12 protein-coding genes are annotated in these 13,380 nt (G+C 64.1%); all 12 read right to left on the reverse strand.

What is annotated here, in order from left to right; genetic code table 11:
- Positions 1–3 precede the first annotated feature (3 nt).
- The 12 genes from BJ972_RS02550 to BJ972_RS02600 all read right to left on the reverse strand — a co-directional run bounded on the left by BJ972_RS02550 (position 4) and on the right by BJ972_RS02600 (position 13,366).
- On the reverse strand, positions 4–1,383 hold the full coding sequence (locus BJ972_RS02550; RefSeq protein ID WP_129175128.1) for a hypothetical protein: 1,380 nt from the start codon (positions 1,381–1,383) through the stop codon (positions 4–6).
- Positions 1,383–2,969 carry a hypothetical protein gene (locus BJ972_RS02555; protein ID WP_129175130.1) on the reverse strand — a complete coding sequence of 529 codons (1,587 nt, stop codon included), beginning with the start codon at positions 2,967–2,969 and terminating at the stop codon, positions 1,383–1,385. Before BJ972_RS02555 ends, BJ972_RS02550 begins: the two co-directional genes overlap by 1 nt.
- On the reverse strand, positions 2,969–3,469 hold the full coding sequence (locus tag BJ972_RS02560) for a hypothetical protein (protein ID WP_129175132.1): 501 nt from the start codon (positions 3,467–3,469) through the stop codon (positions 2,969–2,971). Before BJ972_RS02560 ends, BJ972_RS02555 begins: the two co-directional genes overlap by 1 nt.
- Before the next feature lie 16 nt (positions 3,470–3,485).
- Complete coding sequence (locus BJ972_RS02565; RefSeq protein WP_129175134.1) at positions 3,486–4,154, reverse strand: IPT/TIG domain-containing protein; 669 nt, start codon at positions 4,152–4,154, stop codon at positions 3,486–3,488.
- Between the two features lie 5 nt (positions 4,155–4,159).
- Entirely contained in the window at positions 4,160–4,531 is a 372-nt protein-coding gene (locus BJ972_RS02570) for a hypothetical protein (RefSeq protein WP_129175136.1), read from the reverse strand.
- Positions 4,528–5,184 carry a hypothetical protein gene (locus BJ972_RS02575; RefSeq protein ID WP_129175138.1) on the reverse strand — a complete coding sequence of 219 codons (657 nt, stop codon included), beginning with the start codon at positions 5,182–5,184 and terminating at the stop codon, positions 4,528–4,530. Before BJ972_RS02575 ends, BJ972_RS02570 begins: the two co-directional genes overlap by 4 nt.
- A gap of 226 nt (positions 5,185–5,410) precedes the next feature.
- Positions 5,411–6,898, reverse strand: a complete 1,488-nt coding sequence (locus BJ972_RS02580; RefSeq protein WP_129175140.1) for a phage major capsid protein — start codon at positions 6,896–6,898, stop codon at positions 5,411–5,413.
- A 2-nt stretch (positions 6,899–6,900) separates the two neighbouring features.
- On the reverse strand, positions 6,901–7,899 hold the full coding sequence (locus BJ972_RS02585) for a phage portal family protein (RefSeq protein ID WP_129175142.1): 999 nt from the start codon (positions 7,897–7,899) through the stop codon (positions 6,901–6,903).
- 130 nt (positions 7,900–8,029) lie between these two features.
- A complete protein-coding gene (locus BJ972_RS02590) occupies positions 8,030–9,622 on the reverse strand; it encodes a terminase large subunit domain-containing protein (RefSeq protein WP_129175144.1) in 1,593 nt (530 codons plus the stop codon).
- Between the two features lie 765 nt (positions 9,623–10,387).
- Complete coding sequence (locus tag BJ972_RS17085) at positions 10,388–10,519, reverse strand: hypothetical protein (RefSeq protein ID WP_257022683.1); 132 nt, start codon at positions 10,517–10,519, stop codon at positions 10,388–10,390.
- A gap of 211 nt (positions 10,520–10,730) precedes the next feature.
- The gene (locus tag BJ972_RS02595) at positions 10,731–11,552 is read right to left on the reverse strand and encodes a hypothetical protein (protein WP_129175146.1); all 822 of its coding nucleotides are present in this window, start codon (positions 11,550–11,552) and stop codon (positions 10,731–10,733) included.
- 362 nt (positions 11,553–11,914) lie between these two features.
- Positions 11,915–13,366 carry a recombinase family protein gene (locus BJ972_RS02600; protein WP_129175148.1) on the reverse strand — a complete coding sequence of 484 codons (1,452 nt, stop codon included), beginning with the start codon at positions 13,364–13,366 and terminating at the stop codon, positions 11,915–11,917.
- Positions 13,367–13,380: the final 14 nt, after the last annotated feature.

The following is a 13,380-nucleotide window of genomic DNA, read 5'->3' on the forward strand; positions in this document are numbered from 1 at the left end:
CGCTCATAGCTGGACCTCCACGAACGGGATCTCCAGAACCCAGATGGTGCGGGTTTCGGGGTCGAGCGTGCGCACGATGTCGCCGTCTGCGACGACGTACGTCATGTTGAGCGAGGGTCGGTCGGGGTCGGTGAGCGTCCAATAGCCGGACTCGGCGTGTGCGCGCTCGGCACCGTACGCGTCCTCTTCGTTGTCAAAGATGAGGCGGAGCTTTCCGGAGCGGGAGGCGGCTGCACGGAGCACGACCGAGGGGGCCGTGTTGTCGAGGATCTCGTGAACGATGGCGCGAGCTGCACGGGTGGACTCGTAGCCGACAACGAGAATCGGCTCGACGTACTTCGGGAACTCGAACTCGCGGTGAATCCACCGGGACTCGGCTTGGTGTGGGGTGCCCGTCCAGCCGATGATCTCGGTGTAGGTGGAGGGTGTGTCGCCGTCGAAGTATGGGCCGTCGTACTCGCCCGCGACGACGAGGAGGTTGTCCCACCAACCGGGCGCGAGGACGAGGTAGTTTCCCGTCGTCGTGATGCGCATGGTTTCGAAGCTCGACGTCGCCGTCTTGACCACTTCACCGAGACCGAACTCCTGCCCGATGTCGCGCGCCGTGACGAGGACCGTCCACAGTTGGTTCTCGGGAAGGTACATGCCCCACGAGCTGCCGGGTGGGACGCGGGCCGAGCGGGTGCCGCTGACGAACCACTCGGTGGAGATGTGAGCACCGGCCCAGTCGGGCACCTGATACCGCGCGGAGTATCGGGAGACGCTGCGGTTCGGGACTCCCGAGAACCAGTCGTAGAAGAAGTCACCTTCGCCGGTCATGGAGCCGTTGATGTATCGACCTCCGGGGCGCACGATGGCGGCACGGCGGAGTTCGAAGCTGGCGCCCACCAGGCCCGACGTCGACACTCCAGCGATGGAGTAATTGCCTGCCGTGGACACGGTGAACGGGACGCGGAGGAGCGTCCACTCCGACGTGAGAGTGTGGTCAATCTGCTCAACTGCCGTCGTGCTCGTGCCGGTGCGGACGGTCATACGAACGAAGCCGTCGTCACCGCGAGCTTCGATGAGCGCCTCATATGGCCCGGGCGTGAGCGGCGTGGCGTTGAAGCCCACACGGAGGGAGTAGGCCGCTGTCGTCGTGCGGGTGCCCTTGAAGTACAGCTCGCCCGCGCCGTCATCGATTGCTTCGACTCCAACGACGGTGGGGTTACCCGTGGACCAATAGGGCGATCCCAGCTCCACGAGCGGGCAGGTAATGAAGTTCCGCTCCAGCTCGTACGGGAAGTCATCGTCGCGCTCGAAGCTCGGGTTCGTCGCGATGTTGAGGGCGACTTCAGTTTCGGAAACGAGCATCGGCGTGCCGGAGAAGGTGAGGAGGGTCATCAGAAGATCTGCCGTCCTGTTCGGGCGTCGCGGGTCTCCGCAAACACGGTGACGCGGCGGTCGCGGGTAAGTCGGTCGATGGCTCGCTCGGCGGCGTCGGTGTAGGCGTCGACCCCGAGAGCGACCGAGCGGCGTCGGGTGAGTGCGTTGAGGGCGTTCTCGGCTGCTGCCGTGTCGGCGCGGGTTCCGATGACGGCGGTTCGCTTCTTACCCGAGACCTTGCCGAGGGCGGTGTCGGCCTTCTCGGTCGTCGCGGAAACCTTCACGTCCACGTCGGTCTTCGGGCTGAACGCGTTGTCAAAGGCGACCCCGGCATCGAGACCACCAGAGGCGGCGGCGTCGCTGAGGGTCGTACGGATGGCGTCCTTTGTCGCTTGGTCGCCCGCCTTCCAGTTCTCCGCGATCGACATTCGAGCGGCTTCGGGAAGTTCGAGGAAGTTGGTCCACTCTTCGGGCGAGAGCTTCATCAGCTCCAGGTTCGCCTTGTACTCCTCGACTAGAGCTTTGTGGTCGGCCACGTAGGTCATCCACAGGCCGAGGTCGAAGCGTCCGTCCTCTGCGAAGAAATCCTCCGCACTGCCTCGTGCCTCGTCGTAGCTGTCGCCAATGGAGTCGATGAGCGCTGCCTTGGCCTCCAGCTCGGGACCGCCAGCTTCACGCCATGCGCGCTCCACCTGGGCTGCTCGCTCCATTTCACCGATGGTGCGTCCGACCTCATCGCGGTAGGCACGTGCGGCGTTCTGAGCGTTACCCAGCTCTTCGGAGTAGCCCTCCTCCTTGATGGTTTCGCCGTACTCGCGAGCGGCTCGGTCGGCTTCTCGCCAAACTTCCTTGACCTCCTTGACCGACATCCCGGTCAGGGTGGAGAGCTTTTTGAGGGAGAGGCCGGATTCGTCGGTCAGTTTCTTGAAACGAAGGAAGGAGTCGGCGTTCTCGTCGGTCTCGGTCGCGAGGTCGCGGAGTCGCTGGACCATCTTCTCGACGGCGACGGTTCCATTTCCACCGGCCTCGATGTACGCCTCAGCGAGCATGGCGACTTGCTCGCGGGAGAGTTGTGCCTGTTCGTCGGCGTCCTCAATCGCCTTCATGATGAGGCCGATTCCGAGTGCTCCGGCTGCACCCGCTGCGGCACCGATGGGACCGAGCGAGGAGACGATTCCACCGAGCGTGCCTTGGATTCCGTCCGCGAACGATGCCGCCGAGCCGTCGAAGGAGGAGAACGTTTCGGAGGCGTTCTGCTTCGCTTCGTTGCCCAGCTCAGCGAGGTCACGCTTAGCTGCCGACGTGCCCTTCTTGGTGTTGCGGTCGAGGGCGTCGGAGGCTTCCTGCGTCTCCCGTCGAGCAGTCGAGGACAGCTCCTTGAAGCCCTTCTCAACGCGCTCTAGAGAGGAGTCGGCTTGCTTCGCACCCTTGCCGATTTCGTCGCCCAGCTCGTTACCGGCGCGCTTCGCAGTCTTCGCGGTATCGCGTGCCAGATCATCGAGAGAGTCCGCGACCTTGTCGAGCGCGTCTTCAGCGTCGGACGCACCCTTCACGACGCCGTTCGCATTGACGACGAGGGGGATCTCGATTCCCTTGGAAGCCATCAGCTCGCCCCTTCAATGGCGTCGTGGAACGTGCGTACGGTGGTCTGGACCCAGAGGGAGGCGAGACGCGGAATCAAGCGAGCTGCGGACGGATACGCGACGCGTCCCTTCCGGTACTTCGGAGGGAGCTGGCGTTGCGTGTGTCGGGTGACCTCGAACCGAGCGGAGCCACGGCGAGAGCGGTACGTCGACTCGCCCTCACGGGATGCGCCGAACTCGTTCTCTTTCACGATCTCGTCAATGCGCGTGGAGTTCTTCAGGAACCCCTTGGTGCCCATGCGGAGCGTCACTCCACGGTCAGCGACGGCGACGGTAGAGGTACGGGCGATGCGCTTGTCGAGGGGGGACTTCGCCGCTTCGTTCACGGCCTTGGCCCACTCGGGGCCGATCATCGCCTTCGTGTGAACTCGGATCTGCTTCCGCACATCCTTCGCTGCAAGCTTGATGGCGAAGAGGGTCGCCTGAATTTCCCGACTGGCGCGAGCGTCAATTGAGAGCATCAGGCGACCCCTTCTCTTAGGCGTACGAGTACGGAGCTGTCGTCGTGGACTGGCCCACGGCGTTGGTCACCTTGATCGGCTTGGAGCCAGCGGCCTGAGCCGGAGCCACGGCGAAGATGGTTCCATCGCTCTCGACGGTGAACTGAGTTGCCGCGAGCGTGCCGAAGTGAACGGCGGTTGCGCCGGTGAACTTCGAGCCGGAGACCTCCACGAGCGTTCCGCCCGCGATGGGGCCGGTGCTCTTGTCGGCACCCGTGATGACCGGAATGGTGGCCGCGCCCGCGAGGAGGACCGGACGGCCCTTCGCGCCGAGCGAGACAGTCGACTCACCCCACGAGTTGACGGCTCCACCGATGGCACCGGGCGTGACGATGATGGTCACGGAGAACGACGGACCCGAGCCGCTACGGGGCTTGAGGACGACGGGGATCTCTGCGCCCTCGTTCTCGTACAGGAGACGGGAGAGGGAGTTCGGGGTATCCCAGTCCTGGATGTGGGTGATGTCCGCGCTCCAGGTGGCCGACGTGGAGGCCGTGTGGGTCGACGTCGCCGTGAGGCCCTGCCAGGTCTGGAGCGAGGAGTTCGGGGTGAAGACGACAGACGAGACCGAAGCCTGGTATTCGTCCGCTCCGAAGGACAGGATGACGTCCTTCAGAATCAGAGGGTTGACGGGCACGATAGCCATTGCGGTTACTCGCTTTCTGTTCGGGTGAGTACGGAAAGGTCGATGTCATAAGCCATCGATTCGGTCGTTGCTTGGACCTTCTCGGCCCCGGTGGCCAGGGCGGACGGGATCTCATCGATCCAGCGGAAGAGCTTCAGCGCGTCGGTGTCGAGCTGCGCCTCCGCCTTCTTCGCGTCGGTGTGCGGGGTGACGAGCGTGGCAATGAAGTTGGTGGCGACGGCTCCGAGAGGGGCGTTCGCCCACTTCGAGAAACCGAGCTGCCGGAGCATGACAACGGTCGTCGTCGGGACGTCGAAAGAGTCCTCGTAAGGGAGGAGCTTCCACGCCTTGGGGATGCGCTTACGGAGTTCGGTTTCGAGAATCTGTCGAGGGGTCATGCGAACACCGGGATGCCCCTCTTGGGTCGAAGGATGCCCTTGACGACCCAGTCCATGGGGAAGGGTCGGATGACGAAGCCGTCGTTACCAATGCCGCCCGAGGCGGGGTCGGTTCGCGAGGCGTTCCAAATGTTCCGAGCTTGCATGAGCTGCGCCTGTCGGAAGTGCTCGGGGACGGCGAGAGTGCCCGCCGATGGGAGCGTGTCCGCGCCGGAAAGGGTGCCGAGGCCGGGGAGTGTCGGGGCTTCATCGACGGCGAGCGAGGGGCCGAACTCGGCGCACTGCACCCGCGCCGTTTCGAGAACTGTGTAGAGGAGCACGTCTCCGCCCGTCTCGTGCTCGGAGGGGGCGTCTCGCCACTCATCGCGGGCGCTGGCGAGGGTGTGCCAGCCGCTCGGGACAGACGGCTCCACGACGAACGAGGGACCGGCCACGGAGAAGCTGGAGCCGCCCGGACGGGTGAGCCGGATGGTCGAGCGGATGACGCCGAGCTTGGTGAGCGCGGGGAGGCTGAACGTTACGTCGCCGCCCGCGATGGTGCCGTTGTGCGTCGAGCTGCCAACGCGGAGTGAGGCTGCCGTGACGGTCTCGTCGGTGAGGTCAGCAAGCTCGATGACGATGCTGTCGGGCGTGTCGCCTTCGATGTAGGACATGGCTCCTCCTTCCGCTGTGGTGTGGGTTCCGGGCGGACGCGGGTTGCACGCCCGCCCGGAGTGCTTAGGCCGTAGCCGCTGTGACGAGCTGGAGGCCGAGGGCGTCGTTGATGTTCACGCCGAGGTAGCCGAACGCGGCCTTGTCGACGCCGCCGCGAGCGAGGTCGAGGGCATCGATTCGGATGGGAGCGCCGGGGAGTTCGAGGACCGTCGCGGCCTCCTTCGCTCAGACGAGCACCTTGCCCGCTGCGACCGCCGAAGAGGGGCGGATGATGAACGAGTCGAGGTCACCCTCAGCGAGGCCGAGCGACGCCGAGAGGTAGCCGAGCACGTTGCTGTGCGGCGTCTTCGCAAGCTGCTTCCACAGCGCGGGAGCGACGAGGGCGAACGACGGGAGCGAGCCGGTCGTGACGATGGCGGTAGCGCCGTCCACGATGGCCGATGCTGCCGAGCCGATGTTGCCCGACGCTCCACCGGGGAGGGTCGTGAGCGCGTCACCCGCGAGGGTCGTTGCCCCGGCGATGATGGCTGCGGCTACCTTGTTGTCAGCCCAGCGGGCGTAGTCCTCGGAGACGGCTGCGGCGTAGGACTCGAAGAATCCGGGGACCGGGAAGTCCACGAACTCGCGGGCGATGTCGTGGCCGAGGGCGTATCGAGCTGCCGAACCGGACGTCGGAGTGACGACAAGCGTGTTCGATGGGACGTCGGCCTTGTTACCGGCCCAATCGCCCCCGGTGGGCTTCGTCCCCCATTTGAAGCCCGCGAAGGTCAGCGCCGTGAGGTCGCCGTGGCTGAACAGCGGGAGAACCTGCTGGCGAAACTTTGTCGCCTGCCAGACCTCACCGAGCCACTGCGGGACGACCCCGAGCTTGGACGCCAGGCCACCGGTGCCGTCGAACTTCACGTCCGAGAGGGCGGCGAAAAGCGTATCCTGCGAGACGTTCGCGTCCTTGAGTCGGGCCTCGATTTCGGAGAGGGCGAGCTGTCCGTTCTTCGACGCGTAAAGCATCGCGCCGATTTCGCGAACGGTGATCGCCGCCTTGTCGGTCTTGTTTGCTGTGAGAGTGCCGGGGAGCGACATGGCGTCTTCCTCTTCTTCCTGGGGTTCGGGTTCTGTGATCTCGATGACTTCGGTGATGGTCGTCTTGTCGCCATCCACGCGAGTGGTGCGGGTCGTCTTGCGGACGTGGGTCACGCCGTCTTCGTCGGTGAACTCGGACTCGATGACTTCTTCGGTCTCGGTCGGAGCGTCGGCGGGCGGCTCTTCCTCCGTGTCCACTGCGGCGGCGAGAAGCGTTGCCGAGGGGAAGGCGGGAGAGGCCACGAGGGCGGATGCGAAGATTCGGCCGGCGACTGCCTTACCGGCGCGGATGATGACTCCTGCGGCCTCGACGGAGAGGTTGCTCTTCTTGCCAGCCTTGGCGTCTGCGTACGCTGCCTTGCCCTCGTCGGACTCGCTGAACTTGTACGAGGCGAAGAGTCCTTCGGGCTGCTTCCAGATCTTGGTGAACGCGCCCACGGGCTGCTCGCGCTTGTGGTCGGTGTTGAGCGCGAGGCCGGTCACGTCGGTTGGGAACGTGAACGAGTTCTCGTCGGCGGTGAATCGCCCGAGGTTGGTTCGTGCCTCTTCACCGAACGGCACCAGAAGGCCCGTCGCGGTCATGTCGTCGCTGGAGAACTCGAGAGTTCCAGCGTCCATCTGAACGGTCGTCATAGTCAGTCGTCCTCCGTAGGCACGCCCGTAGGCACGGGCATGTTGTGGGCCGCGTACATGTCGAAGCGCACGCGCTGTCCACGCGGCACGACTTTGTCGACGGAGAGCGCGGCTTGGATTGGGTCAGTCCAGAAGGGCAAGTCGAACTCGTAGAACTTGTTCTTCTCGCCCTCCTTCGTGGAGTAGGTGAGGGAGTCGACGCCGATGGTGCCGTCGAGCATCGCGACGCTGACGTTCGCGAAGCTGCCGATGTCGGTACGGATGGCGTTACGGCCCTCGACGTACAGCGCCGGGTCGACCTCGCCGTGAGCGTTGAACTCGACGCCAGCGGGGGTGACCATGTTGACGCTCTCGCCAGCCGCCGTCTTTTGGTCGAGCTTCTTGCGGAGTTCGTCAACCTCGTCTTGTTCGAGATTCGTGTCGTCCACGATGCGCAGCTCGTTGACGGGCGTGGGGTTCCGCATCTTGGCGACCCATGCGAGTTCCGTGTCCCGTGCTCCCCGGATGGTGCGGCGACCGTGCTTCAGGACGCCGTCAAAGAGGGGAATGTGGAAGAGGATGAAGTCTCGGTCATCGGCGACGACGCCGTCGATAACGACGTCGGCACCGTCAATGTGCCACCGGTCCGAGGGGATCCACGAGGCGTTGAGGATGCCGGAGCTGCCGCGCGTCGTCGTCCACAGTGAGCGCCCGTTGAAGAAGAGGTCGTCCACGGTCGCGGCGGTGCGGTCGTAGGTCGAGAGGTCGTCGTCCTGCCGGTAGAGCCAGGCAGGCTGCGATGCGAGGGGGCCGGACTTGTCGAGCGCGACGAGCGGGAATTTCGCGATGGTCGCAACAAGGAGATTGCGGGCCTTGATGACGGCGGGGATCGTCATCGCCTCATCGCGGGAGATGGGCAGATTGGACGCGATGTCAGAGCCGAAGATCTCCGGGCCGACGTGGTGGAGGATGCCGTCCGACTCAGCCCACGGAGACGCGATGCCAGTGGGGCTGAAGAGCATGTCGGGCCGACGTTGCCGTCCGACTAGCCAGTTCAGAATTCCCACGAAAGCGCCCGTTCCTCGAAATGAGTTCGAGCGTCAGGCGCTTCCGGGTCTCAGCTTAATCGATAATCACTTACTGAGCAAGTAGTCACGCTGAACCCTTCACTCGCTGCCGGGTCGACGTTGCGTCGTAGTAGCGGAGCGCGAGCGCGGCGGCTTCCATCGGGGTGATGTCGTCGGCGGGGGTCTTCCGGTTGCGACCGAGGAGCCAGGCTTTGTCACCGACCGGACGCTTGACGGCGACGGCTGCGGCGGCGTCGAGCATCGGCTGTCCGAAGTGCACGAAGTTCCCTCGCTCAATCTCCTTGACGAGGAGGGCATGAGCGGTCTTCACTTCACCGAACGACTGCGGAGCGAGGCGCGGCTTCGGGCGTCGGCGTGAGAGCCACTCGACCTCGACGGACACCGACCCTTGCGTGTCGTGCACGACGGGCTGAGCGTGTTTTCTCGAAATGGCAAGGCTCTTCTCTCCGAGCCAGTCGATGCCGTGTCCGTGCTCCAGGACGCCAACGCACGCACGGCCCTTGCGGTCTCGCCAGGCGGCGACGATGGAGGAGAAGGTCATGTCCGGGTGCGTCGCGATGGCGAGTCCAAACTTCGCCGGGAGGGTCGGCATCTTCTCGACGGCGAGCTTCCGCCACGCGTCCATGTCCAGGAAGCCACCGACCGCGCCATCGGTGCCGAAGATGGACAGATACTCCTCCGCGAACTGCGCGCGGCTGAGCTTGTGCCAGCGCTCCTCCACCTTGGATATGTTTGTGAGAACGCCTACGCCAGGGTGTGCCGCGAGCACGAGAGCCTTCGCGGTCTCCCAGTCATCCAGCTCATCTTCGGTCGTGGAGTCGGGCGCGGAGAACTCCAGGATTCCGGTGTTGAGTCGAGCGTGTCGTCCGTCTTCCAACGTCTGCCAGAGGAGGTTGCCGTCCCTGAACTTGGCGGCGGTGCCGGTGACAATGAGCATCGCATCGGGGCGGGTATCCATCGTGGAGAGCGCACCGGCGAGGATGTCCTCGGTGGTCTCGGGGTCGGCCTCGCCTGCCTCGTCAATGATGATGAGATCCCACGAGTCCGAGCGGAAGCTCTCGCCCTTGGGCGGGAGGATGGCGAAGCGGGAGCCGTTCTGGAAGACGACACACTCTGACCCGCCCGCCTTGACGATTTGGAAGGGTCGCGTCTTCGCGTCGGGGTACAGCTCCTCCAGCGGTCTGACGATGTCGGTCTTGAAGCGGGTTCGAGCCTTCAGCGCCGTGGTGGTCATCGTGTACGCCACCAGATAGTTCTCGCGGGTCTGGCATCGACCCAGGGCGAGAGCGAACAGTCCGGAGGTCTTAGACGCTCGGCGGGGCATCAGAAGTGCGAAGCTCGACATCCCAGCTTCGGCGGCTCCGTTCACGGCGTCCGCTGCAAGGCATTGCTGGGGGAGTGGCTGCATGGGCTGGCGTGTCGTCGGGTTCGTGTAGGCCCGGTCACCGTAGAAGCGAAGCAGCTCAGCCCCGGCTAGGAACTCCTCACGACCCTCCGGAGAATCCGACAGAACCGACACGTGACGCGGAGGAATCACAGACGAACGGAGAGAATCCCACTCGTCTGTGAGAAAACTTGAGCTGCCGGTATCGGGGGTTGTGGCTTCGTTGTCAAAAGAAGCCTGTTCGCGCAAGATTGTTGCGTCCGTGGTCACCATGGGATCAACTTTCTTGCGTTGCGCTTGATCTGGTTGGTGAGTGCTGCTCCCACGGCTCCACCGTCACTTCGATTGCATGCTCGATGAGCTGGACCTACGTCCTGCATCGTCGGTCTATGCCCTTGAGCTAGGTAGGCGTCTCTGCCTGGTAGGTGTGCGACATCCCACGCGTCCTCACGGGTCACGATGCCCCCTCGCTTGCATCGGTTGACGCATGGTGCGGGCAGGGTGGCGGCGATGATGGGCCGTGCCTTACGCGTGAAGGTGGTCCAGCCGTTGCCGTGGTGTCTACTCACGAGCTGGCCTCATTTCGAGAAACACGGTTCGCTCGATAGCGAGCAGTAGCTTCCGTGTTCGCCTTCTTGCACACATCGCATCGACACGCCCTGTTCTTATAGGCGGAGAGGCCGTGCTCTTCGGGCTGTCGTGGGTTCGGGGTGCGACGTCGGTGCTCGATTGCATTGAGCTTGGACTTCGCTGACTTGCACACGTCGCATCGACAGCCGCGATAGCGGTAAGCGCCCAGGCCATGGTTTCCGCTAGCGACTCGGGTTTCGAGGGGGCGCGCCATGACGAGTTCGGACGCCGTGAGTGCGCCTGTGCCCGCCGAGAACGTGTGTGTGACACGGAGAGCGTGTACGTCGCGGGCCTTCGCTTGTCGGGTGCAGTCGGCGCATGCGAACTCGATTCGAGAAACGGAGTCGCTCGGTCCGCTCAGGCGGGCGAGGAGGCGCTTGTGCTCGCCGGGGCACCGGAGGTCGACGGTCACTTGCTCAGCGCTCCCCACGCGTCCAGAGCCGCCTGAGCGAGCTTCTCGTCGCCAGCTCGATTCGCGTTCATCCATGTGAGGAGAAGTGCTCGTGCGAGGTTCGTAAGGGTGGGGTCTGCGGTTGGCATGATGGCTCCTTCGGGGTCTTCGATGGTTAGTATCGGCCGCGAGCTGTCGGAGTTCATTTGGCGTCCTGATCGATCGTTTCGACCGATCGCCACCACGACAGAATGAGGAAGATCTGCTCCGCCAGGTCGTCCTGTCCGTCCTTCACTGCACGTCGATATGCGAAGTCCAGAAGCCGGATTTGATCGCGTCCTAGCGCCGGTGGGAGGCCGCTCACAGCGTGACCCCCTCCAGTAGGTCGAACGCCTCTTCGCGAACTCGGGGCGCGAGCTGAGCGAACGTCAGTGCGTAGTCATCGCTCGGGAGGTCGGGTTCGGTGTGGATGATTTCGAGAAACTCAGCGCCCATGTCTCGCCCCGAGATTCGCGAGTAGGTCTCGATGCGCGCTTGCTGCTCGGCGTCCTCTTCGGCCTGTTCTGGAGTGTGGGCGCGCTTCGGCTTACGCGTGAGGTCCAGTGCGTCCAGCTCGGCTGTCAGGGCGTCTACCGGCTCTGTGGGGGCTTCAGGCTCCACGACATCAGGGACCGGGATGGAGTCGAGGAGGGCTTCGAAGGCGACCTCTGCGAGCGGGACGTCGAAGCGCGTACGGAGACGGCGACGGATGCGTTTGATGGTGGCGGTCGAGCACCCAAGTGCGTGGGCTTGCTTCCGGATACTCAAGTCCGCGACGGCGAGTAGTTGGGCGTCGGTGTACTTCGGCGGGCGCTTCGACTTCTGACCCCCGAGGCGGGCCTGTGCGGACGTCCAGCGGCGTCCACGGGTGCGACGGTGGGTCGAGTGCACGAACTCCGCTTGATCGTCCACGAGGGCGATGAGCGCGTGTGACTGGATACCGTTACGGCCCGGGCCGTCGAGGATGAATCGAGAGCCAGCATCGAGCGCGGATTGGTAGAGTTCTGCGGCCAGCCAGTCGACGTCCGGGAGGGCCTCTCCGGGCTTATCCAGGGAGCGGAGGAGTTCGCCCCCGGTGACGGTGAGCCAACTGCGGACGTCGGCGTAGAAGTCGTGTCCAGCGGTGGGTGTTGGGAAGAGCATGTGATTCTCCTGGCGTCGAAGTTCTTGCACTTTCGACCCGGAGACTTGTGCTCGTGGTGAGATCATCATCGCATTTCCAATGACCACTTTCAAGTGGTGCAATTGAACTAGTGGCGGAGATTGATGTTCTCTCTACTTCTCTTATCTGGATTCTCCAGATACTTAAATGAGCCACCCCCTCGCTGCGTTATTTGATCCACTTTCACGCCATATGAGGGGTCGATATCGGCCCTGACCTGTTATCTGATCCACCCCTGTTTGGGGGAGTAATTTCTGTTTTGGGCATGAAGAAGCCCCCGGGGACCCTACGAACCCGGGGGCTATGTCTTCGCCAGAAGAACTCCTTTAGCTTACTGGATAAGTCATTCCTCCACCAGGCCCACGGCGGCGATGTGCCGGATATCGAGCCGCTTCTCGGCGGTCACCTTCCCGAGGCGGAGTTCGACCGTCAGTCGCACAAGCTCTCGCCGTCTGGGGAGCGTCATGTCGAGGAACCGAGCACGAATTCTCTTCTTCGCTTCGACGGCGTCTGAGAGGTCCACACGGCCTCCAGAGAGCAAATCCCCCCGGATGCCTTGGAGGACGTCCGAGGCCACGTTCTCGCGCATGTGGGCGTTCTTCACCGTTGTGAGACGTTCCTCTTCGGCGTTCAGCTCGGCCAGCTCAGCGGCGACGTCAGACGCCTTGAGAACGCCCGACGTCACGAGACTGACGAGTTCCCCACGACGCTCCAGCACGGATGCGAGGGAGGCGGTGAGGGCCTCCAGTGGGCTAGCCGTGGACTCTCCGGGGATGGCGCTGGAGGGCATGAAGAGGAGCGCGCTGACGACCTCATCGGTGACCGCCTTGTCGGCGGCGTTCGCGTTCATCGAGACGCACCGGTTCACCGCGCACGCGTATTCATACACCTTGTCTCCATGCTGATCCGTGCCCTTCCGTTGCCGCCTGTAGCAAGTGCTCTCGCACTCGGCGCACGTGATGAGTCCCGAGAGAAGCGACGTCGCCTCCCGGCTGAATGTCGTCGTTACGGCCTTCCGGCTTGCGGCGGCGCTGACGTAGCGGTCGTAGGTCTCGGGGTCGATGATGGGCACCCAGTTACCCATGCCAGTGCGCTCGCCCTTGTAAGAGGCGTAGCCCGCGTACCGCTCGTTTCCTAAAACGGCGCGGAGCTGAGTGATGCTCCAGGACTTGCCCATGGCCGTCAGAATGCCGCGCTTGTTGAGGTCGCGGACGAGGGAATGACGGCTCTCGCCCTCGTAGTACCGCTGGAAGAGTTCGCGGAGGATTGCCGCTTCGTGCTCCACGATGACGACCGCGCCGTCGACTCGCTTGTAGCCGAAGGGGCGGTGGGCGAAGTGCCATTCGCCCGCTTCTGCCCTTTGCTTGAACGCGGCTCGCTGACGGGCGGTACGGTGCTCGCCCTCGTACGTTGCGACCGAACCAAGCATGGATGCCACCATGCGCCCTGAGGGTGTCGAGAGGTCGATGTCCCCGGCCTGCACGGTGAGGATGTCCAGCCCATGAACCTTCGCGATCTCGGTGATCCGCGTGAGGTCCTTCAGTGTGCGGTACAGCCGGTCGACGTGCCAGACCACGACCCGGTCGACGGTGCCCGACTCCACGAACTTGAGCAGTTCTTCGAAGGCGGGGCGAGTCTTGCCGGTCGTTGCGGAGAGGTCGTTGTCGCTCAGGACGCGCTCGATCTCGATACCGCGCCGTTCCGCCAGCTCCAGAGACTCCGCGAGCTGCCGTTCGACTCCAGCCGCGAGGCCGGTCTTGTCGAGGCTCTGGCGGGTATAGACGATGGTTGTCATGGATAGACGGTAAC

The organism is Agromyces atrinae (assembly GCF_013407835.1).
Taxonomy (GTDB): Bacteria; Actinomycetota; Actinomycetes; order Actinomycetales; family Microbacteriaceae; genus Agromyces; species Agromyces atrinae.